Origin of the sequence: Gluconobacter kondonii, from assembly GCF_002723995.1 — a bacterium.
Lineage (GTDB): Bacteria > Pseudomonadota > Alphaproteobacteria > Acetobacterales > Acetobacteraceae > Gluconobacter > Gluconobacter kondonii.
This window is the reverse complement of sequence record NZ_BEWP01000004.1, coordinates 122,240-148,346: the sequence shown is the minus strand read 5'-3', so window position 1 is coordinate 148,346 and position 26,107 is coordinate 122,240. Positions and strand designations below refer to the sequence as shown.

Here is a 26,107-nt window from a genome sequence, read left to right as displayed (position 1 = left end):
CCGGACGGTCCCATCCTCCGTGCTGAGGGTTCGACATTTCCATGACAGACGAAAACGACGATCTCCCTCTGCCGCCCGACACTGGTGGCGGTTTTTTCGGAGACGCACCAGCACAGGACATCCCTGCGTCACCACCACCTGCCGAGGCCGCGCCTTATCGCGTTTTGGCCCGCAAATACCGGCCGCAGACTTTCGATGATCTGATCGGGCAAGACTCCCTTGTTCGAATCCTGCGCCGCGCATTTGAGCTCAATCGTGTGGCTCATGCCTTCATGCTGACCGGCGTGCGGGGTGTGGGTAAAACGACGACTGCCCGTATCATTGCCCGCGCCCTGAACTGCATTGGTCCGGACGGTAACGGTGGCCCGACCGCCGATCCCTGCGGTGTCTGCGCCAACTGCACTGCCATTCTGGCGGATCGTCATCCCGACGTGCTGGAAATGGATGCCGCCTCCCGCACGGGCGTGGATGATGTGCGCGAAATCATCGAAGCCACGCGCTTTCGTCCGATGCAGGCGCGGATGAAGGTCTTCATCATCGATGAAGTCCACATGCTGTCGCGTAATGCCTTCAATGCGCTGCTCAAAACGCTTGAAGAGCCGCCGCCGCAGGTCACGTTCATTTTCGCCACGACCGAACTGCGCAAGGTTCCGGTCACGGTTCTGTCCCGCTGTCAGCGTTTCGATCTGCGTCGCGTTCCGCAGTCTCTGCTGGCAGGGCATTTCCATAATATCGCGCTGAAGGAAGGGGCGACCCTTTCGGAAGACGCGCTGGCCCTGATCGCCCGTGCGGCGGATGGCTCTGTGCGTGACGGGCTCTCACTGCTCGATCAGGCCATCGCGCAGGGGGCCAGCGATGCTGATGCTGTTGCCGACATGCTGGGTCTGGCGGATCGCGGTCTGGTCTTTGATCTGCTGGATGCGCTCATGGCGGGCAAACCTGCCGAAGCGCTGGACCTGACCGATCAGGCCTATGCCCGCGGTGCGGATCTGGGTGTGCTGCTGGCAGATCTGCTGGATCTGCTGCATCTGATCTCGCGTCTCAAGGCCATTCCGTCCCTGCGAGAAGGCCGGGATCTGCCGGAGGCTGAGCGCACACGCGGCGGAGCTCTGGCTGATCGCCTGTCCAATGCGGTTCTGGGTCGCGCATGGCAGATCCTGCTGAAGGGTGTGCAGGAAATCGAGACGGCTCCGGATCGTCGTCAGGCGGCTGAGATGGTGTTGATCCGTTTGTGTCATGCCAGTCTTCTGCCGACGCCGGACCGGCTGATCCGCCAGTTGACGGAAGGGGGGCAGGACCTGTCTCTGTCAGCCGGGCCTCTCACGCCGACAGGTGGGGCGTCTTCGCCCGTGCAGTCGGGTGCAGTGAGCGGTATCGGTTCGACTAATGTCAGCGAAAGCTCCGGCGGTCCCGCACCTCGGGCGCACGTGCGGCTGGTTGCGAATGGTGGAACGATTCTCGAGCCCGGCACCGGTTATGCCGAAGTGGCTCCGGAGCCTGAACCCGAACTTCCGCCGCCGCCCCGGACATGGCGCGAGATGGTGGCGATGGTGGCGCGGGAGCGCGAGCCCGTTCTGCACGGTATGCTCCGCAATGCCGTCCACCTCGTGCGCTTTTCGCCGCCTGACGTTCAGATCCGCGCCGAAGAGCCGCAAGCCCGTATCGAACGCCAGCTGCAAAAACTGCTCGACCGTGTCTATCCCGGTCAGTGGCGGATCAGCGCCTCGACCGCTCCGGGTGAGCCGACACTGGACGAGCAGGGTGCCGAGGTCGTGGCGATCAATCAGGCCTCGGTGGAGGAGCATCCGCTGGTACAGGCCATCCTAAAAGCGTTTCCCGGTGCGAAAATCGGGGATGTTCAGGATCACTCCCTTGATGAATACGGCCTGCCACCCGAAATCACCGTGCCGCTGACCGATGATGCGCCACCCGATCTGGAATTCGCGCCGCTGGATGCCGATTTCCTTGATGAAGACGATCTGAACCTGAACTGAAGGACATACCCATGAAAAACCTTGCCGGACTAATGAAGCAGGCCAGCCAGATGCAGGCCAAGATGGAAGCCGCGCAGAGCAATCTGGCGTCTCTTGTGGTTGAGGGTTCCGCTGGCGCCGGGTTGGTGACGGTCAAGCTGACGGGAAAGGGCGAAATGCGTGACCTGAAAATTGATCCGCAACTGGCCGATCCGACCGATATCGAAACGCTTCAGGACCTGATCGTGGCGGCCTATACGGACGCCAAGGCCAAGGCCGAGGCTGCAAGCTCCGAAGCCATGCGCGACGTGACCGGTGGCCTTGATCTCCCTGCAGGCCTGAAGCTGCCGTTCTGATCCGGGCAGGGATATGACGCCCATGATGGGCCACGGTGATATCGACCAACTGATTACGATGCTCGCGCGTCTGCCGGGGCTGGGGCCACGCTCGGCCCGTCGGGCCGCGCTGGCGCTTCTGCGCCAGCCGGAAAGCCGTATGCTGCCGCTCGCCCATCTGATGGAGCGTGCGGCCACGAGCGTAAAGACCTGCACGCAATGCGGCAATCTGGATACGGTCGATCCGTGCCATATCTGCACGGACACGGCGCGGGATCAGGGGCTGATCTGCGTGGTCGAGACGGTGGGTGATCTCTGGGCGCTGGAACGTGCGGGTGTGCATCGCGGCGTCTATCAGGTTCTGGGCGGGACCCTGTCTGCGCTGGCGGGGCTAGGGCCGGATGATCTGAATGTCCGCCCGCTGTTTGAGCGGATCGAGGAAGGCGGGGTGAGGGAAGTCATTCTCGCCCTGAGCGCCACCGTTGAGGGGGCGACCACCGCACACTGGCTTCAGGAGCGTCTGCTTCCTACGGGCGTGAGTGTGACGCGTGTGGGCCACGGTGTGCCTATGGGGGGCGCGCTGGACGTTCTGGATGACGGGACGCTTGCTGCGGCGCTGACGGCTCGGCGGTCTCTCTGAGAATGGCGTCGTTTCAGATTTCTCCGCGTGTCCCCCGTGTGGCTCTTGTGACGGGCGGCGCCCGGCGTATCGGGGCTTCACTGGTGGAAATGCTGGCCGGGCAGGGATTTGCGGTCGCTATCCATTGTCGCGACAGTACCCATGAAGCTGAAGAGCTTCTGAAGCGGATTGGCGGCAAAGGCTGCGTTTTAAAGGCCGATCTGCACTGCGAAGATGAGGTTGAGGTCTTGCTGCCGCGTGTGCAGGCCGCTCTGGGCTCGGTTGGCATCCTCATTAACAACGCGTCCGCTTTCATTCGTGACGAGATGGGCAGCGTTACCCGCGAAAGCTGGGATCTGCATCTCGAAACCAATCTTCGCGCGCCCTTTGTCCTCTCGCAGGCTATGGCAAAGGCGCTTCCTGATGGGGCCGAGGGCCTGATTCTGAATATGCTGGATCAGCGTGTGTGGAACCTGACGCCGCATTTCGTCAGCTATACTTTGTCCCGCACGGGGCTCTGGACCCTGACACAGACCATGGCGCTCGCGCTCGCACCGCGGGTTCGGGTGAACGCCATCGGGCCCGGCCCGGTTCTTCCTGCCGTACGACAAACGCAGGAGCATTTTGACAGCATGTGCGCCCGCACACCGCTGCAGCATGGCTCCTCCCCCGAAGAAATCGCTCAGGCCGCACTGGCGCTGTTTGCGCTTCCTTCGGTGACAGGGCAGATGCTGGCGCTGGATGGCGGGCAGCATCTGAACTGGTCTCCGGCCTCCTGAGGCTCAGGGACGGAGGGCTGCGGGGAGATAGTCTTCCACCACGAGAGAAATCGGTGCGTCATCCGTGCCCCGGCGCAGAAGCGCCCTGTTCTCCAGAACGATCCCGGAGGCTTTCCCCGGGAAACGGGTTTCCAGTCTTTCCCGCCTGAACGCTGTCTGTTGCACGACGCGTCCGAACGGTGTGTCGGTCTGTTCCAGCAGTGTGTTCATTGCCGGGGACAGCCGCTCCGGCACATACCAGTTCCAGGCATCCGAGAGCACGGTCTCGCCACACAGCAGCCGGACACGTCGCGTGTTGACCTGATGCGTTTCCGTCACCTGCAATAGGCTCAGGATGTCTTCCGTCACGGGCCGGTCCACGCTCAGGCGCAGGACACGGATTGGAGACGGGCAGCGGGACTGGAGAACCGCCGTTGCGCTGGGATGGCTGTCGAGCCGGGCCCTGAATGCGCGAACGGCTGCGCTGTCCGGGGCGAAAATGCCTTCCGGATCAGAGCAGCCGTTCATCAGTGCCGCCAGAAGAACGGCACAAAGGAGCCTTGCAACAACTTTAGTTGTCGTCGCGGTCGTCCTTGTCATTCGGAACTTCGATGTCGTTGCTGAGATCGTCGTCGTCGTCCAGATCGTCGTCCGGGGCGATCACATCGTCATCGTCCTCGTCATCGGCGACTTCCAGATCCACGTCGTCCTCATGCTCGTTGGCCTGGGGCTTCGGATCTTTTTCTTCCGGCAGCGGAACTTCGCTGCGCTTGAGACGGGAATCGTCCGGCTGGGTCGTGCCGCATTTCGGGCACACCGCCGGGACGCGGTTCAGGTCATAGAAGCGGGCGTTGCATTCAACGCATGTCCGTTTCAGACCGAGTTCGGGTTTTGCCATTGTGCGGGAACCTGCTGATGCCTCGAATAAGGAACGCGGCCATGCCAGCTTGTGCGCGTCCTGTCAAATCCCATCGCATGATTCCTGACAGTTTTCAGGCGCATGACTGCACCTTCAAGATGCGATTGACAGGTATGGGGCACCCCAGCAAAAACATCTTCATGCAAGTCTCGCGCCCCCTGACCGTCTCCGCGTCCCTTAAGGGACTTTCCGGCCGTACCCGTGTTCCGGGTGACAAATCCATCAGCCACCGTTCGCTGATGCTCGCCGCCCTCGCCTCCGGCCGCACCCGTGTCACCGGCCTGCTCGAAGGCGAGGACGTGCTGCGGACCGCCGATGCCATGCGCGCACTTGGCGCGACCATCACGCGGGAGGGCACGGAGTGGACCATTGAAGGCCGTGGCGTGGGCGCTCTGACCGAACCTGCGGACGTTCTGGATATGGGCAATTCCGGCACGGCGGCCCGCCTGCTGTCGGGTATTCTGTCGTCCCATGCGTTCAACAGCGTCATGACGGGCGATGCTTCGTTGCGGTCTCGTCCCATGCGCCGCGTGACTGCGCCTCTGGCGGCCAATGGCGCCGAGTTCCTGACGCGTGAAGGCGGTCGTCTGCCGATGGCCGTTCGTGGGACGGGAGAGGCGAAACCGATCGAATACCGCCTTCCGGTCGCATCCGCGCAGGTCAAGTCCGCCATTCTGCTGGCGGGTCTGAACGCGCATGGCACCACGATCGTGGAAGAGCCTGTCGCCACGCGCGATCATACGGAAAACATGCTCCGGCATTTCGGGGTTGAGGTGGATGTCTCGCGTCTTGATGCGGGTGGACGCCGAATCGCCCTGACGGGGCCGGTCGTCATGACTGCGCGGGATGTGACGGTTCCGGGAGACCCGTCTTCGGCGGCTTTCCCGATCGTCGCGGCTCTGCTGGTGCCGGGTTCGGATATCTGGATCGAGGGCGTGGGTCTCAACCCGCTGCGGACGGGGCTGTTTACGACGCTGATCGAGATGGGGGCGTCCCTCTCCATCGAAAACGAGCGCGTGGAAGGTGGAGAGCCGGTTGGCGATCTGCATGTCCGTCACAGCCAGCTCAAAGGCGTGGACGTTCCGCCCGAGCGTGTACCGTCCATGATCGATGAATACCCGGTCCTCGCCGTGGCCTGCGCTTTTGCGGAGGGGCCATCCCGCCTGCGTGGTCTTGAAGAACTGCGGGTGAAGGAAAGTGACCGTCTGGCCTCTACCGTCGCCCTGCTCAATGTGAATGGCGCCGAGACCGAGGTGATTGGAGACGACCTCATCGTGAAGGGAGCTGATGCGCCTCTCGGTGGCGGCACAGTCCAGACCCATATGGACCATCGCCTTGCCATGAGTGCCGTTGTGCTTGGTCTTGCGGCTGCAAAGCCTGTGAATGTGGACGATACGGCTTTCATTGAAACCAGCTTCCCCGGCTTCGTGGAGTTGATGAACGCTCTCGGTGCAGGGCTGGCGGCGTGACGGCTAGTCCGCTTGTCATCGCTGTCGATGGGCCTGCGGCGGCCGGTAAAGGGACGCTCGCCAAAGCTCTGGCTGCGAAACTGGGGCTGCCCTATCTCGACACCGGGCTGTTGTATCGTGCTGTTGCCCGCCGGATGGTGAATGCCGGGCTGGACCCGGCTGGTGATGCTTCCGCTGAGGCGCGGGCTCTGCAACAGGAAGATCTGGCCCGGACGGACCTGCGTGTTCCCGAGATCGATCGTGGGGCGTCTCTGGTGGCGGCACAGCCTGCTGTTCGAGCGGCCCTGCTGGACCGTCAGCGCGTTTTTGCGTCCGAAACCGGTGCAGTCGTGGACGGGCGCGATATCGGGACTGTCGTTTTCCCGGATGCGGACGTGAAGTTTTTCATCACGGCCTCTCCGCGCACCCGCGCTCTGCGTCGACATCGTCAGGTGGCGGGCGAGACTCCGTTGGAAGGCTCTGCCCTTGAGGCGGCCGTGTCCGAGCTCGTGGCACGGGACGCACGTGATTCCTCGCGGGAAACGGCTCCGCTGGTTCAGGCCGCGGATGCCGTTCTGATCGAAACGGACGGGCTTTCTGCCGCAGAGGTTCTTGATAAAGCCTGCGAAATCGTGGCCCTGCGTCACACGCGGCGCTGAAGCGACGCGATAACAGCCAAAAAACGGCTTTTTTTATTGACACCACGCCCCCGCAGGGTGTTGGTGCAGCGTATCGCCCACCCCGAAGGGGAGGGGGATGGTCTGTCCTGCGTCTGGCGGGCAGGTCTTACAGCCAACAACCCGATCTGACCGTTTAGCGGCGGCGGGGAGACGTCCGGTCCATTACTGGGTCTGGCGCAGACGTGGACATCCGCTCCGGTCACGGAACGGGCGTCCGGGAATATCGTATTTACATGGCTTCAGCCACTCAGAACACCTCGACCGATCGCGGTTTCGAGGATTTTGCAGCCCTTCTCGACGAGACCCTGGGTCGCGATACCGGCTTTGAAGGCTCGGTTGTCACGGGCCGTGTTGTCCGCCTGACCGATGAATTCGCCATCGTCGATGTCGGCCTCAAGAGCGAAGGCCGCGTTTCCCTTAAGGAATTCGGTCCGGCCGGCGTTGCCCCGGACGTGAAGCCGGGCGACGTTGTCGAGCTTTATGTCGAGCGTTACGAAGACCGTGACGGCTCCATCGTCCTGTCGCGCGAGAAGGCTCGCCGCGAAGAGGCATGGACCGCTCTGGAGCGCGCATTCGGCAACAACCAGCGCGTCAACGGCACGATCTATGGTCGCGTCAAGGGTGGCTTCACGGTTGATCTCGGTGGCGCCATGGCGTTCCTTCCGGGCAGCCAGGTCGACATCCGCCCGGTTCGTGACGTCGGACCCCTGATGGGTCATCCGCAGCCGTTCCAGATCCTCAAGATGGACCGCGCCCGTGGCAACATCGTTGTCTCGCGTCGTGCCGTTCTTGAAGAGACCCGTGCGGAACAGCGCTCCGAGCTGATCCAGGGCCTGAAGGAAGGCATGATCCTCGACGGCGTCGTCAAGAACATCACCGACTACGGTGCGTTCGTTGACCTCGGCGGCGTTGACGGCCTCCTGCATGTCACGGACATCGCCTGGAAGCGCATCAACCATCCGTCCGAAGCGCTGCAGATCGGTCAGCCGGTTCGCGTGCAGGTCATCCGCTTCAACTCCGATACGCAGCGTATCTCCCTGGGCATGAAGCAGCTTGAAGCTGACCCCTGGGAAAACGTCGCCATCAAGTATCCGGCAGGAGCACGCTTCACGGGCCGCGTCACGAACATCACCGATTACGGTGCATTCGTGGAACTGGAGCCGGGCGTCGAAGGTCTGGTGCACGTTTCGGAAATGTCCTGGACGAAGAAGAACGTCCATCCGGGCAAGATCGTCGCCACTTCGCAGGAAGTCGACGTCATGGTTCTGGATGTGGACAGCTCCAAGCGCCGCATCTCCCTCGGTCTCAAGCAGGTTCAGCGCAACCCTTGGGAACAGTTCGAGGAAGAGCACAAGGTCGGTTCGATCATCGAAGGCGAGATCCGCAACATCACCGAGTTCGGTCTGTTCGTTGGTCTTTCCGCAGACATCGACGGCATGGTTCACATGTCCGATCTCTCTTGGGACGAAGCCGGCGAAGCAGCCATGGCGCACTACGAGAAGGGCCAGATCGTCAAGGCCAAGGTTCTCGACGTGGATCCCGAGAAAGAGCGTATCTCCCTGGGCATCAAGCAGCTTCAGGAAGATCCGGCAGCTGACACCCTGTCCCGCGTTCAGAAGGGTGCTGTCGTGACCTGCGTCGTGACCGCTGTTCAGAGCAACGGGATCGAAGTGAAGGTTGATGACGTCCTGCAGGGCTTCATCCGTCGCGCTGAACTGGCCCGTGACAAGGCCGAGCAGCGTCCGGAGCGTTTCGCAGTCGGTGAAAAGGTTGACGCCAAGGTCGTCTCCGTTGACCGCGCGTCGCGCAAGCTGGCCCTGACGATCCGCGGCCGTGAGGTCGAGGAAGACAAGGCAGCCATCAACGAATACGGGTCTTCTGACTCCGGCGCGTCCCTGGGTGACATCCTGGGTGCCGCTATCCGCCGTCGTAACACGGACGCCTGAGTATCTGCTTTGGTGAACCGCAAGAGGTTTTTCTCTTGCGGTCGGAAAAAGGGTCGCTTCGGCGGCCCTTTTTTTATTAAGAATTCATTCTTTTCTGATGGGCTTTTTCTTGCTCGTGCCATCCGCTACACAAGAAGATGCTTCGAGACAAAAATGTCGTAAACGGAGAGCATGCCCTGCTAAAATCCGGGCGACTGGCCAATATTGAATATGGGAGTGGGCGTTAGCGCCCAGGAGATTGATGGCGGTCATTTACAATACGAATTACACCCACAATCCCAATTCCTATTTGACATTGGCCGTACAGCGAGCGGCAGAGGCACTTTTCGGTAAAGATCAGGTCACCGTTGCTGATAATATGAGTTTGGCGGGCATCGCTGTTTCTGGTGAGCATGATGTTCTGATTTGCCTTGATGCCCAACGCATCAACCTTCCGCTCATCCGTCGGGTCCGTCCGGCTTTTAAAACCATGATCCTCTGGACGTTCGAAGATCCTTTTATGCGGGACTTCAATGTCGAGAATGCCGAGCTTTTTGATTTCGTCTTTACGAATGATCCGTCCTGCGCAGACCATTATCATGGCAAGGGTCATTACCTCCCTCTGGCCGCCAGTCCGTCGATCCATGAACGCAGCGTTCTTTCGGCTGACGAACTGGAATACGATATTTTCTTTGCGGGAACGATGTGGCCCAATCGTGTTCACACGTTACGCAAGGTTATTGCGGCGTTTCCCGATGCCCGTCTCAAGCTGGTCTGTCCGACCAACGAGTTTCTGCCGCCTTTGCCGAGCGATCTGGCGTCTCTCGCCATCCAGCGTCCCATCAGTCATGAAGCGTTCATTGATTTTGCGAATGTCAGCGCCGTTACCCTGACCATGTTCCGTGACTATGCAAGTCACGGCGAAGTCAGTCAGGCTACGGCGCCTGGTCCGCGTTTCTTTGAGCTCGCTCTCGCCGGTGCTGCTCAGGTCGTGGAAGCCCCGGAGAGCATGGACGCCGCGCATTTCGAAACGGTGAACGGCATCTCGCTGGCCCGAGACGCCAATCAGGTTGTGGATGCGATTGCCATATTGCTTCAGCAGGCAGAGGCGCGTCGTGATGCTGCAATGGCTGCCCAGCAGTCAGTTCTGTCGCAGCATCTGTACGAACATCGTCTTGAGAAGATCCGGAGCATCACTGGTGCTGACTTTGGACGCCGCACCCATGCGATCGCTCCTATGCCGCGGCGCAGACGCCTTCGTGTGCTGATGTGCACACATTCCACTATTCACGAGCAGGCCTGGGGTGGTGTTGAGGTTTATCAGCAGGGGCTTTGTACGCTTCTGGCGCGGGATGTAGAGTATTTCTATTGGTTGCGTCGCGGGAATTTTTGTCGCCTGACGACGGCCAATGGTCATGAGCTTGAGCGTTTTGATGTTCCAGAAGTGGGCTGGCAGGACGCGCTTTGCGATGCGCCGGAAGAAATGGCGTTTTCCAGCGTACTCAGCCAGTACAATATTGATCTCGTCCATTTCCAGCATCTGGGCCATCATGCCCTCTCGTTGCCAATCATTGCCAAGGCAAACGGGACGGGCGTGATTTTCTCCGCCCATGATTTCTGGCTGCTGTCCGCACGCTACAATCTGCTCAATCATGAGCTACGGTATGTGGAAGATGAAGTCCGTTCAGTTCTTGCTGCTGATATCGTGCTCAAGGCGTCAGAAAATGTGGACCACGGCGGAGAACAGACCCGCCGCGCTTTCGTGGCAAAGATGCTGCACTCGGTCGATGCCATCCTGTTCGGGACGGTTCATTCACGGGATCTGACGCACGAGATTTATCCGGTTCTCGATAACAAGCGTAGTCTGGTGATGGGTATTCCCAGTCCTGACAATACGGTTCCGGTTTTAAGAAAAGCGTATCAACCTCTTGGGGACCGCCCGCTTGGTGTCGCCATTGTAGGGAATTTTCTGCGGACCAAGGGTGCAGACACGATTCTCAGTCTGATTGAGATTGCCCATCCGGACCACTTCGTTTTTCATATTTTCGGATATCTGAACCCGGAATATGAAGCTGTTCTGACGTCGGTGCCTCGTGCAAATGTTAAGGTTTACGGCCGTTATGAAATGGGAGACATCGAAGCGCTGAAGGTTGCGGATGTCGCTTTGAACCTTTCAATCTGGCCCGAGACGTACTGCATCTCCCTGTCTGAAGCCTGGCAGAATGGCCTGATTCCGATCGTGACGGATGTTGGTGCTCTGCACGATCGCGTCGAAGATGGCGTCAATGGCTTCAAAGTGCCTATCAGCCGTCCAAGCATGGTGCTCGAACGTCTGGAGTTGCTGCGTTCTTCCGAGCCTTTGCGCCGTCAGATCATGCAGAATATTACCCCTGCGCTTTGGACGCATGCGCGTGACTACGCGGATGAACTGCTGGCGCTTTATCATGATACGGCTCCACGACGTGAAATGGGCGTATCGGAATTGCGTCTGGATGTTGGGCAGGTTCATTTGCTGCCTCATGCTACCTGGCGGCATCAGGCTCCGCCGCGCCATATTTTCGATCCACCGACTGTCCGTGATCTGTCTGTAGAACTGCCGGTTATGATTTTGGACTGGTTTTCGGTGCAGGGCGCTGAATGCTACATTGACGATATCTGCCATCACGTCTTCTCCAATCTGGATGAGCAGTCTTTTCAGGGCGCTGCCGAGTTTCATATCCGGGGGTGGATGATCCTTCCCGGTGTAAGCTCTGCGGGACAGATGTTCACGGTTCTTGTGGGTGAAGAGCCGGACAGTCCAATGATTTTTCTGGAATGTCAGCGCGAAATCCGAGGCGATATTGCGGAGCTGTTTGTTGATGCTCCTCGCCGTTCCGGTTTTTCAGGAAAAGTTGCTCTGCGTGGGAAATGGTGTGAGGGGCGCTTCCGGGTGGGCCTGATCAATGTGGTCAATGGGCAGGGTGCATTCCAGTTAACCCCGATCCAGATTGAGGTCGAAGGAGGCCAGATTCGGAGCATTGTCCGCAGCGCACCGTCCAACGATCTTATCCTGTCTGATTTCCGTCGCGTCTCTCATAGTGATGGCCTGATGCGGGGAGTAAAGCTGTCCGGTGTCGGCAAACATCAGATGCATCCGTATACAGGAGGCGTCCTGGATTACTTTGTTGACCAGTTCAGCGGATTGACTGGCGATCTTCCGATTGATTCTGATCCGGCAAGCCCTCTTATGGTTGAGGGTTGGGCGTTCTTTCATAATTTGTCCCGCTCAGGGCAGGTCTATGGCGGACTGGTCTCGGAAAGCCGGGAAGAGATCACATTCTTTGCGATGGAACGTGTGGCTCGTGCTGATGTCGGCAAGATTCACCGTGACGCGCCCCTTTTTGTGGGCTTCAAAGGAGCGTTCATGCCGCGTGAAGGCTATGCTCGCCCGCTTGACGGTGTCTACCGCTTCATTCTTGTGAATGTTGTAGGGGATGTTTACGGGTCAAGAATGACCAATATTGCCGTCACTTTTGACAATGGAGCAGTTTTGGCTGTCGAGCATATTGAAGTGCATTCGCATGAGATCGAACGAGCTGAACGCCTTCTTGCAGAAAAAATCATTTCCTGATCTGCCAGAGGGAGGCTTGTTGTCATGGCCGAGAGTATTGCCGCCCCGTTACCAGATCTACGGGACCCCAGATGGTCCCGATTTGATACGCAATGGTATCTCTTGCGCTATCCTGAAGTCCGTGACTGGATGCGGGAGGAAGGGCAGGAAGATCCGTATGTGTTCTATCAGCAGACGGGGCAGCGTTACGGACATTCTCCAAATCGGTATTTTGACGAGATATGGTATCGCGATGCCCACAAGGATGTTCGTCGGGGTCTGATTCGGGAAGAATGGGCTTCGGGCTTTGAGCATTATATCGCTACGGGTTACAAAACCCACTCGCCGCACTGGTTATTTGATGAACCCGGTTATCGCCGCCGTTACCCGGAGCTGACGCAGCGTTTCCTGACTGAAAACGGATTTCGCAACGGTTACGACCATTTCCTTGAAATTGGTGAAAGCCATTATTATCGGGGCCATCATTTCTTCGACGATGAGCTTTGCCGAGACCTTGCTCTGACATTTCCAGATCATTTTGACAGCCGGATCGGCCTGTTTGGGTCCTGGCTTGGTTTGCCTGCCCATGTCGCCGATTCTGGTCGTGTTTCTTGGTATTTCGATCCGGTCTGGTATCTGACGCGATATCCCGAAGTGCGTCAGGATATCGCCGCCGGACATTATTCGAGTGCCCTGCATCATTACCTGACGAACGAAACGCCCAGACTTTTCGATCCTCAGGAGTTTTTTTCGGAACAGGTCTACGGCACGGCGCATCCCGATATCCTTCCTTCTTTGGAACATGGATTTTTTCGCAACGGCTACGATCATTTCGTCCGTTATGGTGCGCAGGAAGGTCGTATTCCACAGACTGATGTGGATCTTGCTGCTCATATGTCGCAGGCGCAGGTCCGCAATGATGTGCGTAACCGCTTGTATGACAGTGCCTTTGCCCATCTTGTCGCAGGGCGTACGGGACTTGGCGAAGGGCGAATGGCGGCGCTTGCGGCTGTCTCCAAAATCCCTGAGGAGCAGTCCCGGATCCTGTTCGAGCGGGAAGCTGAGGCAATTCTGCCATCGCTGGTGCGACATCCGCTGGATTTCACAGTTCATGGTGTACCCGAAATCAGCGTGCTGATGGTGGTGTATGACCGGGTTGCCTTGACGGCGCAGGCGCTCGCGTCGCTTCGTGCCAATTACGGCGGGGGCATCCAGCTCATCCTCGTTGATTCCGGATCGCATGACCAAACGCGCCATATCGGCCGGATGGTGCGTGGTGCCACGATCCTGCGCTATCGGCATAACATCGGATATCTTCAGGGGTGCAATCTTGCGTTGGAAAAAGCGGAAGCGCCGCTGACCCTGTATCTGAACAATGATGTTCGTCTGTATCCTGACGCCATTCTCCATGCTCTGAAGCGTCTGCATGCGGAAGCGGATATCGGGGCTGTCGGCGCCAAGTTGATCCGCACGAACATGCTTCTTCAGGAAGCAGGGTCGATCATCTGGCGGGACGGCGCGACTTACGGCTATCTGCGTGAGGACGATCCAAACCTGACGAGTGCCAATTTTGTCCGGGATGTTGATTATTGCTCGGCCGCTTTCCTGATGGTGCGGACTGCGCTGCTGCGTCGTCTTGGAGGATATGATCCGCGTTACATGCCGGCCTATTTCGAGGATACTGATCTGTGTGTGCGTATTCTCAAGGCCGGGATGCGGATCGTCTATGACCCGAGCGTGGTTATTGAACATCTGGAATTTGGCAGTTCCGGTGCGGCAGGTTCGCATGCCCTGATCCGGGGTAACCTGAAAACCTTCGCGCGCCTGCAACAGGACTTTCTGCGGAATCAGCAGCCAGCCCATATCCGCAATGCGGTGCTCGGCCGCGAGCACCGCATCAGCCAGCGCAGAAAAATCCTTTTCATTGAGGACCGTCTGCCGCTGCGTCGTCTGGGCTCAGGCTATGTCCGATCCAACGATATTATCCGCGGAATGACGGCTCTGGGTTATCAGGTTACTGTTTTTCCTGTTCTGGCCAGAGATCAGACATCCATTGATCTGTTCGGAGATTTTCCCGAAACGGTGGAACTGATCGTTGACCGGAATTTTTCCAGCTTTGCCGATTTCATTCTGGAACGGGTCGGATATTACGACTTGGTCTGGATTGGCCGTACGCATAATCTGGAGCGCCTCCTGCCGTTGCTCAATGAATCGAGCCGCTACCTGCCTGCCGCAGGGCCGATTCTGGATACGGAAGTGATCGCGACGCCCCGGACGCTGGAGCGGATACGTGTTCTGGAACTTCCGGCGCCGGAAATCAGTTTTGACGAGATGCTCCAGCAGGAGCTGGACTGTGCCCGTTTCTGTCAGAAGGTCATCACGGTCACGGATCATGATGCTGAACTGGCGCGTCGCGCAGGGTGTGTGAATGTCTCGGTGCTCGGGCATGAACTGCCCCCCCAGTCGACGCCTGCACCCTTCGAGAGCCGCCATAATATCCTTTTCTTTGGCGCGATCCACGATGAGGGTGCTCCCAATCATGACAGTCTTGTCTGGTTCGTGAACAGTGTCCTGCCTCTGTTGGACAGTGTTCTGCCGCCGGAGGTTCATTTTACGATCGCGGGGTTTGTCGGGCCGGATGTGGATATGACGGTCTTTTCGACGAATAGCCGGGTCGAGATCGTGGGACCTGTCGGGGACCCGAGAGGGTTGTTCGACCGGCACAGGGTTTTTGTCGCGCCGACGCGGTTTGCAGGCGGAATTCCCTTTAAGGTTCATGAAGCGGCATCCTATGGTCTGCCGCAGGTTGTGACCACGCTTCTTCAGGAGCAGGTTGGGTGGGCTGAGGGTGTCGAGATTCTGGCGGCCCCGGCGGATGATCCGCAGGCTTTCGCGGCGGCTGTAGAGCGGCTTTATCAGGACGGAGAACTGTGGGAGACTCTCCGCCACGGCGCCCTCACGGCGGTCGAGCGGGACTGTTCTCCGACCGATTTCCGACAGGCACTGTCAGAAATTGTTCAAAGCTGCATGGCATGACGGACCGGATACGACCGGTTTTAAAAGTTTGGGGAGAGCGGGAAGGTTATGGACGCAGTGAATGACGCGGTCGTGGAAATCGAAAACGCCAGTGTGCTGAACAGCGCAACAGCCGGAATGAGCGGACGTGTGCTCGTCTGTAGCGGTGGGCGCTATGAAAGTCAGGCCAACACCCAGATCCGTGAGTCCATCATGGATGGCTGGGCGGACTGTTTTGGCGAGGACAATGTCACGGCCGTTCATATCTCGGCCGCAGCCAGCTCCATCCGGTTCCTCAAGCCGACGATCGTCTTTGCCATCGGCTCCTATCTTCCCGAAAGCACCTATTTCGGTGAGGTTTGTCGTGAAGCGAAGAAGATCGGCGCTGTAACGGTCTTTTGGGCGACGGAAGACCCCTACGAGCAGGATGCGAACTATCGCATTGCCGACGATTTCGATGTGATTTTCTCCTGTGATCGCTGGGGCCATAATTTCTACCAGCGCGATAGGGTGTTCCATCTGCCGCTGGCGGCCTGCCCCAAGCTGCATTACGGCGAGATCGAAGATCATGCGGAAAAGACGATCGACGTCCTGTTCTGTGGTGTTGCCTTCACCAATCGCAAGGATATCGTCCGCAATCTCCTGCCAGCATTGCGGGATCTGAACATTAAGATCGTTGGCCCGGGCTGGGGAGAACTTGGGATCGGATTTTCTGATGCCCGGATCGAGAAGTCCCAGCTTGTCGAGCTGTATCGCCGTTCCAAACTGGTATTGAATCTGGGGCGCTCGCTGAGCTTTGAGAACAAGCGCTTCATCATTGCGCCTTCCACGCCGGGGCCGCGGACATTCGAGGCTGCGCTGGCCGGGGCGTTTCAGGTGTTCCATGAGGACACCCATGAAATCCGCCGTTATTATTCGGCTGATGAAATCCCGGTTTTCTCGAACCGTGTTGATTTTGAGCGGCTGGTCGCAACCTATCTCGACAACAACGAACTGCGTGTGAAGATGGCGCGCAAGGCGCAGGCGCGGACGCAGGCTGAGCATCTGTACCGGCACCGCATTCAGTATGCGCTGCGTGTTCTGAAAGACGAGGGCTTGATCGACTGACCCTCCTTCAGGACGACCCTCATAAAAAAGGCCGCGGAACTGCTTCCGCGGCCTTTTGTGTTTGAAAGCCAGTTCAGTTCGGCTGTGGCCCCATGACGATCTGGGCGAGATCGGTCGGGCGGACCCATTTGCGGAAAGCAGCCTGCACCTGCTGCGGTGTCATGTCATAGATGGCCTGCGCGGCTTTGGCCTGACTGTCGAGTGGCAGGTCTAGCGCGATCAGGGACAGATAGCTTCCGGCCAGGGCGCTGAAGCTGGCGCGGGACATGGGCTGGCTGCGCAGAAGGGTGGCCTTGGCGAGGTCGAGGCTTTCCTGCGAGACGGGAGTGGTCCGCATGTCCTCTACGTCCTTGACGGCAAGCGCCCGCGCCTTGCTGACCTTGTCCGGATCAGCGCCGAATGTAATGCCGAAGCCGCTGCGGGTTCGGGAATAATTGAAACCGCTTCCTGCACCGTACACATAGCCCGTTTTGACGCGCAGATCCTGCATCAGGCGCGAGGAGAACCCGTCTCCGAGGATCGTGTTGCCAACGGCAAGAGCGTGACGGTCCGGGTCGGTCACTTTCATGCCGATGGTCTCGACGAGTTTGACTTCGTCCTGCGAACGGCCCGGATCCGCGACCACGGCCTGAGAGGCGCGGCTGAGGGGAATTGCGGGCAGATCGACGTCAGGCTTGGGCCCCACGGCTTTCCAGCCCCCGAACGCCTTTTCGACGTCGGCCTTCGCGGCTTCGGGGGTGATGTCGCCGACGATCACGATGGTGGTCAGGTCGGGGCGGTAAGTATGGGCATAATAGGCCTGAACGTCCGCCAGTGTGAGCTTGCTGATCGTGGCAGGCGTGGCTTCACGCAGGGTGGGGTCCTGCGGGGGAACGAGCGCCTTGCGGGTGGCGCGGCCAAAGCGGTAGCCGGGCGACTGAAGTTCACCGGCCTGTGCTTGCGCGGCCTGTAGCTGGGTGACGTGGAACGCTTTTTCCGGGAAAGCCGGGTTCAGTTCGTGATCGGCCAGCAGGGCGAGGCCCTTCTCGAAGTTCGGCGTCAGCGTGCTCAGCGAGAAGGACGGACCGGCTTCTTCGTCTGCCGAAAGGTCATCGAGCGCGCGGGCGAGGGCCAGACGGTCATGCGTCTTGCTGCCGTAGAGGAACATCTGCTCCGTCACGCCTGCCACACCTTCCTGACCGGCAGGCTGTTCGAGATCAGCGTTCTGGCGGATGCTGCCGATCAGCTCGATCGTATGGCTGACATGTTCGGGTTGAACGAGAAGATGCAGTCCGTTGGGCAGCGTGTATGTCGTGGGCAGAGGTGCTGCGGCAGGGATCGTCAGACGGGCAAGAGCCTGCTGCGCCCAGTCCGGCAGGGTGACTTTGCCCGCAGGGGGGGTATTGAAGGATTCTGCACCGCCGAAGCCCTTCTGGCCCACGGGTTTGCCCGAAGCGCTTGGCGTCAGGGTCGCGCTGATGGCATGGGCCGGGTCGAGCAGTTTTTTCGCCAGCGCGTCGACCTGTTCCTTCGTAACGCTGCGGAAAGCGGCGAGCATGTCCTGCGGGTCGTTCAGATGCTGGATGGCAACGGCCTGCGACCAGCTTTCGGCGAGGCCGGAAATGCTGTTGGCGTTGAACTCAAGCGCTGCGATTTCCTTGCGGCGGGCGGCTTCGATCAGTTCGGCAGGGATGCCGTGCGTGCGGAAATTCTCCATGATAGCCGCGACGGCTGTCCGCAGTCCGTCGGGATTGGCGCCTTTGGGGAAGCCGGCATACACGACGCCCAGCCCGGCCTGCGCATCGGGATCATACATAAAGCCCGTATCGAGTGCCTTGCCTTCAGGTACGAGGGCGAACAGGGCGGCGCGCTGGCTGCTGATGGCGTCTGCGAGCAGGGTTGTCGCCGCATAATCGGGGTCCCGCTGTCCCGGCATCCGCCATGCCATCGTCACGAGACCAATCGGCAGGTCGGTGTCGAGGGAAATGCTCTGGGCCTTGGCCGGGGTCGGGGAGACGGTGCCGCGTTCGGGAAGGGTGTTGGCCGGAATGCTGCCGAAAGCGGCCTCGACCTTTTTCAGCGTTTCCTGCGGGTCCACGTCGCCGGTGATGACCAGAACGGCATTGTTGGGCGTGTACCATGTGTCATAGAATTTTTTCAGCAGCGGAGCAGTGGTCGCGTCAAAGGACGGGCGCGTGCCGAGCGCGTCGTGTTCGTAGGGTGTGCCCGCGTACAGGGCGGCGCGGATCTGTGAGAGGTAGCGGTAGATCGGGCTGGAGAGATCGCGCGAGACTTCCTGTTCGATCGCGCCTTTCTCATGCGCCCATTCGGCTTCGGTAATGTTCAGGCCGCGCATCCGTCCGGCTTCGATTTTCAGCAGAACGTCCAGATCGCTGGCGGGGGCCTTGAAGTAATATTGTGTGACGTCCGAGGTCGTGTCGGCGTTGTCGTTGTTGCCGAGCTGCGCGCTGATGGTGGAAAGCTGGTCGCGCGAGAGGGTCTTTGAGCCGTTGAACATCATGTGTTCGAGCGCATGGGCTGTACCGGGAAAGCCCTTTGGCGCATTCACGGAGCCCGTCTCGTAATTCAGCATGGTCTGCACGACCGGGGCGAGCGTGTCACGCACCACGATCACCCGCAGTCCATTGGACAGTGTTGCCCGCGTGACCGTCGCCGGAGCGGCACTCGCCACTGGTGCCGCTTCAGGTGCGGCATGCGCGCCCGCCAGAACCGGAGGGGCAAGCATGGTGGCTGCCAGCAGCGACAGGCGGGAAAGGCGGGAGAGTGCGGACATCGGTTCAGAACTTTCCTGAGGAGAAACGTATCTTCACAAAAGAGTAAAGCTGTTACGCCGGTTTCTGTCCACCATATGTAACCCGTGTCTGAAGCGCTGTATCTGACGGTCGGATGAAGAAAAAATTATGTGCAGCAGAGCGGAGAGGCGGATAAAAGATGTGTGATGACTTTACCTGAACGCATTGCTCAAATGGATGACTGGCTGCTCGACCGGCTGTTCCAGCCTCTGGCGGATCGTCTTCCCGCGCGCCTGACGCCCCTCCATCTCGGCCTGAGCTGTCAGCTCGGGGCGCTGATGCTGGAGGGACTGTCCCTTTTGCTGCCGATGCTGCTGTTCGGGGCCAGTCTGGGCAACATGATCGACAGCACGCTGATCTGGTGCGTCAGTCTGGCGTTCTTTCTGGGGATGCGACGTTCTGCGCCCATGGTGCGGCCTGGAATGCTCAATCCGCTGCGACCGTTGCTGCGGGCCATGCGGCTGCTGTCTCTGGCCTTTCTGGCGTATCAGCTTTTCCGGGGGCTGGGGGAGCCCGATTTCGTCTGGCTGGTAACGCAGCTGACGACGATTTCCCAGCTTCTCTTTACCATTGGCCTTTATCTGGTGGCCTGCCAGCCGCGCCCCCCCTTGCAGCGCATGTCCAGCCGTAGCGGCCCGATCATCGAAGGCGTCTGGGGCACGGCCGGGGGCCGGTTGAACTCCTGACATCCAGTTTCCTCGCCACGCCCTTCAAGGAACACGCGCGTGACATCCCGACTGCGAATTCTGCATTGTCTCTCGACCCGGGAATTTGCGGGAACGGAGCGGCATCTTGCGGAACTCTCCGCCATTCAGGCGCGGAGCCATGACGTCACGCTGCTTCTGGAACGCAGGACGACCGATGCGCGCACGGGCGGGGACATTCAGGGGTTTCTGTGTCCTGATGTGAAAATCGTGCGGGCTGGGCGTGCGGGTTATCTGCCCGCACTGGCTACCGAGCTTCGCAGCGGGCGGCACGATATCGTCCATACCCATCTTGGACGGGCCTCTGCTCGGGCGAGTTGGCTGCGCCGGGCGGGGCTTGCGGGGTCGGTGCCTGTCGTTGCGACGTTGCACACCTCCTATCGCGGTCGCAGCTATGGCACGCATGACGGGCTGGTCTGCATCGCGTCCTGGCAGCGCGATGTTCTGCCGGAACGACAGCGCGAAGCCTGTGCGCTGATCCCCAACTGGACGGTTCCTCCCCAATCTACGGCGGCATGCCGTGCGGCTTTGCGGGAACGGATGCGGCTTGAATGGCGTATTCCCGAGGGCGGGGTCGTGATCGGGACCGCCGGTCGGATGGTCGAGGAAAAGAATTTCCAGCTTCTGATAAAGGCCTGGAAACAGGCCGGTCTCAGACCCGAGACCCGGCTTGTCCTGGTCGGGGATGGCCCGGAACGGTGTGCGCTGCAAAAAGCGGCGCAGGGCCGGGCGGACATTCTTTTCACCGGCTATCGCACGGACATGCCCGATCTTCTGGCCGCGTTTGATGCGTTCGTCGTGCCCTCACGTCATGAACCGTTCGGGCTGGTGCTGCTGGAAGCCATGGAGGCCGGGTTGCCGGTCTGTGCGACGGCGGCGGGTGGGGTGAAGGATATTCTGGCAGATGCACCGGAATGTTTGCTGCCGTCTGACTGTCTGGAAGCACTTACGGCCGGGTTGCGCCGTCTTGAAACTGCGGCGCCGCGTCAGTGGGATATGTCCCGTTACCGGATCGCCACGGCGGCAAGCAGCGTCGAGGCTTTTTACCGCCGGTACTGCTGAACCTTACAGCTCGTAGTAGCGGCGGGAGACGTAATCCGACAGGCCGACATCTGGAAAGATGTGCCACCCCGTGGTGAGCGCGGGAACGAACTCGCACAGAAATACCAGAACCGACAGGAAAAAGAGCAGCATGCCGTGTCCGACAATTTGGATGCGGCGCCAGAAATAAAGCGGTGGCAGCAGGATCCACAGGATCGTGCCGGGACGAAAACCTGCAGCGAGCAGGCTACGACGGTCCATGACAAGGGCCATATAGAAAATGCCGATGCTCACGATCATGGACGCGAAATTGCTGGCGAAATCGGGGACGAGTCCGAAACCCTGAAGGACACTGACCGCCATGCTGCCGAAAAACGGCCCGACCAGACTGAGCCATAGCCAGCGGTTCGAGATCAGGCTGGCCGGGAGGGCCGGAGGAACGCCCTCGGGTTGCGGAGGCCAGAAAGCGCAGCTTCCAGCAGGGTGCCATTCACCGCCGAAATCCTCGGTCCAGCACAGGGTGGAATGCCCGATGATGCCTTCGGTCACGAGGGCTTTCATGCCGTCTGCGGACACCGGTCCCTTGCGGGTGCCATGGTCTTCGTAAAACCAGCTCACAGTTTGTCCTTTTCCCGGCGGCGCAGTGTTCGGGGCCTGTTGGGTCCAGAACACTGCAGTCTGTCACGACTTTCGGGGGGCTTGGCAAGACCCTCCTGCCCGGATGACGGGTTCGGGTCTGTGGTCCTGTATGAAAAAGGCCGCAGTCCCGGCTGGGGCTACGGCCTTTTCCTGATTGGCTGACGGCTTAGCGTGAGTGCTGTTGCAGTTCGCGGCGCACATCGGCTGGACGCATCGGCAGGTGTCGCAGGCGGACGCCGACAGCGTTGAAGATCGCGTTGCCAATGGCGGGCGCGACAACCGTAACGCCCGGCTCACCAAGGCCCGTGGGCTTTTCGGTGTTCTGGACGAACTCGATGTCCATCTCCGGTACGTCTGGGAGACGCAGCGGGGTGTAGGTGTTGAGGTTGCGGTCCTTGATCGTGCCATCGACGATTTCGGTGCCTTCGAACATCGCCATGCTGAGGCCCCAGAGTGCCGCGCCTTCGGTCTGGGCAAGTGCCCCGCCCGGATCAACGATAATTCCGGCATCCAGCACAAGCCAGAGCTTCTGGCAGGTGACGACGCCCGTCTTGCGATCGACATGAACCTGCGCCGCACCGGCTGTCCAGGTCGGCATGCCGCGTTCCTGACCGAAGCTGGTAGCAATGCCGATGGCCGTGTCGTCGGGAAGCTGTTCCTTGCCGTAACCGATCTTGTCAGCCAGACGCTGGAGCACGGCGGCCTGACGCTTGGCGCCGCCCACGGAATTCGGAGCCTGACCTGCGTTACGGCCCTGCGCCGTGAACATGGACAGACGGAATTCCAGCGGGTCCTGCTTCGTGGAATGAGCAACCTCGTCGAGGAAGGATTCCAGTGCCCAGGGCGTCCAGCCAGCGCTGACCGAGCGCAGCCAGCCGGGACGGAAGGTGGCGTTGGCAAGGTCGTTGCTGACGGCGCGGACGCGCGTCGGGCCTGTGTCATACCAGTGATCCGCGCCTGCGATGGCGAACGGATCGTATTTCTTCCCGTCTTCAGCCGTGGCGAGGAAGGCCGGAGCCATCACCTGCGTTGGCCAGCCCGCGACCGCGACATAGTCCATGGTCGTGATCTTTTTGCGATCGTTGTCGAGCGCGACCTTGATGTTCTGGAAGGACGGCGAGCGGATGGAGTCCAGCTCCATGTCGTCGGAGCGTGTCAGGATCAGCTTGACTGGAGCGCCACCGATGGCCTTGGAGGCCAGAGCGGCCGGGATGCAGTAATCGCCGTTCAGACGGCGCCCGAAGCCGCCGCCAAGCATATAGGTGCGCATGACGACCTGCTCTTCGGGCACCTGAAGCGACTTGGCGAGCTGCGGCAGAATGAGGGACTGCCACTGGTTGCCGGTATGAACTTCCCACATGCCGTCGATATGACGCGCCACGGCATTGACCGGCTCAAGCTGGTAATGAGCGACGGATGCGCAGGTATAGCGGCGTTCGAAGACCTGATTGGGATGGATCGCAAGCGCTTCGTCCACGCCCTTGTCATTAAAGACGCAGGCGCCGTTCTTCGGATTGAGCGTCAGCTTGCGGCCATGTTCGATGATGTCCGCTTCGGAGACATGGATCGTCGGGCCGGGATTCCACTGCACTTTCAGGGCGTCGGCGGCGCGGATCGCTGCGGGATAGGTCTTGGCCAGCGCCACGACCCAGCCCGGAACGATTCCAGACGGGTCGTCCAGAACCACATAGCGCTCATAGCCGGGAATTTTCTTCGCGGCGCTGTCGTCCACGGAGACGACCTTCGAGGCATAGCGGGTTGGCGGCATTTTCGGGCGGCCATACAGCATGCCGTCCAGTTTGACGTCGATGCCGTAAATGGCCTTGCCGGTCGTTTTGTCCGGGATATCGAGCGCCGGGACCGGCTTGCTGATGAGGCGGCGGTCCGCGACCGGCTTGAGCGGCAGCTTCGCCATTTCTTCGGGTGTGAAGGTCCGGGTCGGCTTGGCGCGGGCCACGATGTCGCCGAAGGACACGCTCTTGCCGCCAGCAGAAACAACGCTTTCGCTGACGGTGCAGCGTTCCGGCGTTGTGCCGAGGAGCTTGGCGCCTTCTTCAAGCATCACGCTGCGGGCTGCGGCACCGGCCTGACGGAAGGTGTCCCATGTGTCCCAGACGGACCAAGAACCACCGGTGACGTATTTCCCGGCCCATTTGGGGGCGGTGTCCACTTCGGTGATCTTGATCTTATCCCAGCTCGCGTCCATTTCGTCCGCGATGATGCGGGCGAGGGCCGTGCCGACATGCTGGCCCATTTCGGCGCGCACGATGTTGACGTTGATCGCGCCGTCAGGGGCGATGGCGCACCAGATGTTCGGCTCGAACGCAGCTTCCGGCGGCATCGGGGAGGGCAGCGTTACGGCGGCACCGGCCTTGCGGGCGAAACCGAACATCAGTCCGCCGCCAGCGGCCGTCATCAGGAAGTTGCGGCGGGAGAGGCGCGCGGCGTCGCTCTTTTTCGCAATCTGTTCGATTTTAGCCATTGTTGGCGCCTTCCTGCTGCTTGGAAGCAGCTTCCTTGATGGCCTTGCGAATGCGGATATAGGTCATGCAGCGACAGAGGCTGCCGCCCATCACGCCGTCGATCTGATCGTCAGTCGGGTTCGGATAGTCCTTCAGGAGGCTTGCGGCCTGCATGATCTGACCGGACTGGCAGTAGCCGCACTGCGGCACCTGCTGATCCCGCCAGGCGACCTGCACGACGTGGTTGCCTTCCGGGTCGAGCCCTTCGATCGTGGTGATCGAAGCGCCTTCCACGGCGGAAAGCGGCGTGATGCAGGAGCGTGTGGCGCGGCCGCCGACATGGACGGTGCAGGCACCGCATTCGCCGATACCGCAGCCGAACTTGGTGCCGGTCATGTTCAGGTCGTCACGGATGACCCAGAGCAGGGGGGTGTCTGCCGGGGCGTCGACCGTAACGGGCTGTCCGTTGAGTTCAAATTTCGTGGTCATGTCCTGTATTCCCAGTCCTGCCCGGATCAGTGCGAAGCGGTGATGGGCGGAGCTTCAAGCGTGGCGCGCGCGCTGGCGGCCTTCTTTTCCAGATCCGTCCAGGGGGGAAGCGTGGTGCGTGTGCGACGCAGATACGCGGCGATGCGGGCCATGTCATGATCGGACAGGCCGGAATAGAAGCTCGGCATCGAGATGTGATCCTGACCTTCCTCTGCGGTGATGCCATGCAGCATGACCTGATAGAGGTTGTTCGGCTCATCCAGCCACAGCGCGTTGTTCAGAGCCAGTTCCGGGCGGCCGAGCACGGGGTTCGGGCCGGAGTTGTAGTGGCAGGCGCCACAGGCGGCCTGATACAGACGGGCATCGGGATCCTGCGTCAGCGGGCCGGTCAGGTTGATGCCGGACATGTGCATGGCGCGGGCAATCGCGGTCTGATCGCCGCCGCTGCGCTGTGCGGCTTTGTCCACATCTGCATAATAATGAGCGATGGCGCGCACGTCTTCCTCGGGGATTTTCGATAGGAAGCGATGCGGCACGGGAGACATCGGGCCAGCGGCCGAACCGTGCAGCGGAGCCACGCCGAAGCGCAGATACTGGAACAATTCGTCTTCGGTCCAGACGACCGGCGTCGGGTTATGGTCGTTCAGGGGCGGCGCGATCCAGCCGTCGATGACTGCGCCGTCATAGACCTTGCTCATCTTCTCTGCACCGAGAAGATTACGCGGCGTGTGGCAGGCGCCGCAGTGTTCGTTACCCTCGGCGAGATAGGCGCCGCGGTTCCACTGGGCATCATGCTTGGGGTCGTTCTGGTAGCGGCCCGGCGTGAAGAACAGCAGTTTCCAGAAGCCCTGTCCGATCAGGCGGATGTTGATCGGGAAGGGAACCGTGTTGTCGCGAGGCTTGAGATGAATGGCCGGGCGCGTCATCAGATAGGCGTAGAGGTCCGAGACGTCCTGATCGTTGACCTTCGTAAAGTGATCGAACGGGAACGCCGGATAGAGCTGGGAACCGTCGCGGGCGATGCCCTTGTTCATGGCGCGCTTGAAGGCGGCCAGAGACCAGTTGCCGATTCCCCACTGCTCGTCCGGGGTGATGTTGGACGAGAAGATATCGCCGAACGGCGTGGCCATTTTGAAGTCACCGGCCAGTTCAGGGCCGGGGGTGCCATCCACGCGGGTATGACATTCCGCACAATAGCCGCCATTCGCGACGATGGCGCCACGGCTGATGGCGTCAGCGGAGAACGACGATGCGGCGGGCCGGGGGATCGGGGCGATGGCGGGGTACCAGGCATAGGCAAGAAAGCCGATGCCTCCCACGGCACCAAGGCCAATGACAGCGGCAGCTATCCGTTTGAGCATGGTTGGACTGTCCCGGAAGGATTGAAATCATTTGCCACAAAAGGCGGCTGTTGCGTGCAACCTAAGGCACCGGATCATGAAAGGGAAGATTGCGCTATCTCAAAACCGTGCGTTTCCTAAAATAAATGCAATCAGAGTCATGAAAATAACACAGGTTTTCGGATGTTGCAGCGTAAATCCGGGACTGTTTCAGTCCTGATTTGAGTATTTCCGGATAAAGATCTTGCGGACAATAACGGTGATACTGAGGG

The 26,107-nt window shown here is 60.1% G+C and carries 19 protein-coding genes; 12 read left to right on the top strand and 7 right to left on the bottom strand.

The genetic code is table 11. The annotated features are described in order from the left end of the window. The first annotated feature begins 41 nt into the window (after positions 1 to 41). The 4 genes from GKO01_RS06055 to GKO01_RS06040 are packed head-to-tail and all read left to right on the top strand — an operon-like array spanning position 42 to position 3,706. Positions 42 to 1,994: a DNA polymerase III subunit gamma/tau gene (locus GKO01_RS06055; RefSeq protein ID WP_099286240.1), complete on the top strand. Its 1,953-nt coding sequence runs from the start codon at positions 42 to 44 to the stop codon at positions 1,992 to 1,994. Between the two features lie 11 nt (positions 1,995 to 2,005). Next, positions 2,006 to 2,329, top strand: a complete 324-nt coding sequence (locus tag GKO01_RS06050; RefSeq protein ID WP_099286239.1) for a YbaB/EbfC family nucleoid-associated protein — start codon at positions 2,006 to 2,008, stop codon at positions 2,327 to 2,329. 22 nt (positions 2,330 to 2,351) lie between these two features. Beyond that, positions 2,352 to 2,948 (top strand): recombination mediator RecR, encoded by a 597-nt coding sequence (gene recR, locus GKO01_RS06045; protein ID WP_099286341.1) that lies wholly within the window; start codon positions 2,352 to 2,354, stop codon positions 2,946 to 2,948. 2 nt (positions 2,949 to 2,950) lie between these two features. Next, positions 2,951 to 3,706: an SDR family oxidoreductase gene (locus GKO01_RS06040; protein ID WP_099286238.1), complete on the top strand. Its 756-nt coding sequence runs from the start codon at positions 2,951 to 2,953 to the stop codon at positions 3,704 to 3,706. A 3-nt stretch (positions 3,707 to 3,709) separates the two neighbouring features. Here GKO01_RS06040 and GKO01_RS06035 read toward each other — a convergent pair whose 3' ends face one another. After that, the gene (locus GKO01_RS06035) at positions 3,710 to 4,285 is read right to left on the bottom strand and encodes a chorismate--pyruvate lyase family protein (protein WP_244901348.1); all 576 of its coding nucleotides are present in this window, start codon (positions 4,283 to 4,285) and stop codon (positions 3,710 to 3,712) included. Beyond that, positions 4,257 to 4,583, bottom strand: a complete 327-nt coding sequence (locus GKO01_RS06030) for a TIGR02300 family protein (RefSeq protein WP_062031788.1) — start codon at positions 4,581 to 4,583, stop codon at positions 4,257 to 4,259. Before GKO01_RS06030 ends, GKO01_RS06035 begins: the two co-directional genes overlap by 29 nt. 161 nt (positions 4,584 to 4,744) lie before the next feature. Here GKO01_RS06030 and aroA point away from each other — a divergent pair, with 161 nt between their 5' ends. The 6 genes from aroA to GKO01_RS06000 all read left to right on the top strand — a co-directional run bounded on the left by aroA (position 4,745) and on the right by GKO01_RS06000 (position 16,368). Further along, on the top strand, positions 4,745 to 6,073 hold the full coding sequence (aroA, locus tag GKO01_RS06025) for a 3-phosphoshikimate 1-carboxyvinyltransferase (RefSeq protein ID WP_099286340.1): 1,329 nt from the start codon (positions 4,745 to 4,747) through the stop codon (positions 6,071 to 6,073). Next, positions 6,070 to 6,711 carry a (d)CMP kinase gene (gene cmk / locus GKO01_RS06020; protein ID WP_099286236.1) on the top strand — a complete coding sequence of 214 codons (642 nt, stop codon included), beginning with the start codon at positions 6,070 to 6,072 and terminating at the stop codon, positions 6,709 to 6,711. Before aroA ends, cmk begins: the two co-directional genes overlap by 4 nt. Positions 6,712 to 6,965: 254 nt before the next feature. After that, a complete protein-coding gene (gene rpsA / locus GKO01_RS06015) occupies positions 6,966 to 8,678 on the top strand; it encodes a 30S ribosomal protein S1 (protein WP_099286339.1) in 1,713 nt (570 codons plus the stop codon). 241 nt (positions 8,679 to 8,919) lie between these two features. Further along, positions 8,920 to 12,267 (top strand): glycosyltransferase family protein, encoded by a 3,348-nt coding sequence (locus GKO01_RS06010; protein ID WP_099286235.1) that lies wholly within the window; start codon positions 8,920 to 8,922, stop codon positions 12,265 to 12,267. 24 nt (positions 12,268 to 12,291) lie between these two features. Beyond that, positions 12,292 to 15,282, top strand: coding sequence for a glycosyltransferase (locus GKO01_RS06005; RefSeq protein WP_099286234.1), 2,991 nt, complete (start codon positions 12,292 to 12,294; stop codon positions 15,280 to 15,282). A gap of 117 nt (positions 15,283 to 15,399) precedes the next feature. Beyond that, a complete protein-coding gene (locus tag GKO01_RS06000; protein ID WP_099286338.1) occupies positions 15,400 to 16,368 on the top strand; it encodes a CgeB family protein in 969 nt (322 codons plus the stop codon). A 73-nt stretch (positions 16,369 to 16,441) separates the two neighbouring features. Here GKO01_RS06000 and GKO01_RS05995 read toward each other — a convergent pair whose 3' ends face one another. Then, on the bottom strand, positions 16,442 to 19,141 hold the full coding sequence (locus GKO01_RS05995; RefSeq protein WP_099286233.1) for a M16 family metallopeptidase: 2,700 nt from the start codon (positions 19,139 to 19,141) through the stop codon (positions 16,442 to 16,444). Between the two features lie 165 nt (positions 19,142 to 19,306). On the opposite strand from GKO01_RS05995, the gene GKO01_RS05990 reads away from it, so the two are divergent. Together GKO01_RS05990 and GKO01_RS05985 are read left to right on the top strand one after the other, a co-directional pair. Continuing rightward, on the top strand, positions 19,307 to 19,846 hold the full coding sequence (locus GKO01_RS05990; RefSeq protein WP_099286232.1) for a hypothetical protein: 540 nt from the start codon (positions 19,307 to 19,309) through the stop codon (positions 19,844 to 19,846). A 39-nt stretch (positions 19,847 to 19,885) separates the two neighbouring features. Next, positions 19,886 to 20,926, top strand: coding sequence for a glycosyltransferase (locus GKO01_RS05985; RefSeq protein WP_174694250.1), 1,041 nt, complete (start codon positions 19,886 to 19,888; stop codon positions 20,924 to 20,926). A 3-nt stretch (positions 20,927 to 20,929) separates the two neighbouring features. Here GKO01_RS05985 and GKO01_RS05980 read toward each other — a convergent pair whose 3' ends face one another. The 4 genes from GKO01_RS05980 to GKO01_RS05965 all read right to left on the bottom strand — a co-directional run bounded on the left by GKO01_RS05980 (position 20,930) and on the right by GKO01_RS05965 (position 25,856). After that, the gene (locus GKO01_RS05980; RefSeq protein WP_099286231.1) at positions 20,930 to 21,523 is read right to left on the bottom strand and encodes a DUF4339 domain-containing protein; all 594 of its coding nucleotides are present in this window, start codon (positions 21,521 to 21,523) and stop codon (positions 20,930 to 20,932) included. A gap of 187 nt (positions 21,524 to 21,710) precedes the next feature. Beyond that, positions 21,711 to 24,026, bottom strand: a complete 2,316-nt coding sequence (locus GKO01_RS05975; RefSeq protein ID WP_099286230.1) for a xanthine dehydrogenase family protein molybdopterin-binding subunit — start codon at positions 24,024 to 24,026, stop codon at positions 21,711 to 21,713. Next, complete coding sequence (locus GKO01_RS05970; RefSeq protein WP_062031771.1) at positions 24,019 to 24,495, bottom strand: (2Fe-2S)-binding protein; 477 nt, start codon at positions 24,493 to 24,495, stop codon at positions 24,019 to 24,021. The genes GKO01_RS05975 and GKO01_RS05970 overlap by 8 nt, the downstream gene beginning before the upstream one ends. Before the next feature lie 26 nt (positions 24,496 to 24,521). Further along, on the bottom strand, positions 24,522 to 25,856 hold the full coding sequence (locus GKO01_RS05965) for a cytochrome c (RefSeq protein ID WP_099286229.1): 1,335 nt from the start codon (positions 25,854 to 25,856) through the stop codon (positions 24,522 to 24,524). Positions 25,857 to 26,107: the final 251 nt, after the last annotated feature.

Coding starts and splice junctions, on each gene's coding strand:
- GKO01_RS06000 (WP_099286338.1), top strand. CDS start 15,400: ATGAGCGGACGTGTGCTCGTCTGTAGCGGTGGGCGCTATGAAAGTCAG.
- GKO01_RS05995 (WP_099286233.1), bottom strand. CDS start 19,141: ATGTCCGCACTCTCCCGCCTTTCCCGCCTGTCGCTGCTGGCAGCCACC.
- aroA (WP_099286340.1), top strand. CDS start 4,745: ATGCAAGTCTCGCGCCCCCTGACCGTCTCCGCGTCCCTTAAGGGACTT.
- GKO01_RS05970 (WP_062031771.1), bottom strand. CDS start 24,495: ATGACCACGAAATTTGAACTCAACGGACAGCCCGTTACGGTCGACGCC.
- GKO01_RS06010 (WP_099286235.1), top strand. CDS start 8,920: ATGGCGGTCATTTACAATACGAATTACACCCACAATCCCAATTCCTAT.
- GKO01_RS06035 (WP_244901348.1), bottom strand. CDS start 4,285: ATGACAAGGACGACCGCGACGACAACTAAAGTTGTTGCAAGGCTCCTT.
- GKO01_RS05965 (WP_099286229.1), bottom strand. CDS start 25,856: ATGCTCAAACGGATAGCTGCCGCTGTCATTGGCCTTGGTGCCGTGGGA.
- GKO01_RS06005 (WP_099286234.1), top strand. CDS start 12,292: ATGGCCGAGAGTATTGCCGCCCCGTTACCAGATCTACGGGACCCCAGA.
- GKO01_RS05990 (WP_099286232.1), top strand. CDS start 19,307: ATGACTTTACCTGAACGCATTGCTCAAATGGATGACTGGCTGCTCGAC.
- GKO01_RS05975 (WP_099286230.1), bottom strand. CDS start 24,026: ATGGCTAAAATCGAACAGATTGCGAAAAAGAGCGACGCCGCGCGCCTC.
- recR (WP_099286341.1), top strand. CDS start 2,352: ATGATGGGCCACGGTGATATCGACCAACTGATTACGATGCTCGCGCGT.
- GKO01_RS06055 (WP_099286240.1), top strand. CDS start 42: ATGACAGACGAAAACGACGATCTCCCTCTGCCGCCCGACACTGGTGGC.
- GKO01_RS06050 (WP_099286239.1), top strand. CDS start 2,006: ATGAAAAACCTTGCCGGACTAATGAAGCAGGCCAGCCAGATGCAGGCC.
- GKO01_RS06030 (WP_062031788.1), bottom strand. CDS start 4,583: ATGGCAAAACCCGAACTCGGTCTGAAACGGACATGCGTTGAATGCAAC.
- GKO01_RS06040 (WP_099286238.1), top strand. CDS start 2,951: ATGGCGTCGTTTCAGATTTCTCCGCGTGTCCCCCGTGTGGCTCTTGTG.
- rpsA (WP_099286339.1), top strand. CDS start 6,966: ATGGCTTCAGCCACTCAGAACACCTCGACCGATCGCGGTTTCGAGGAT.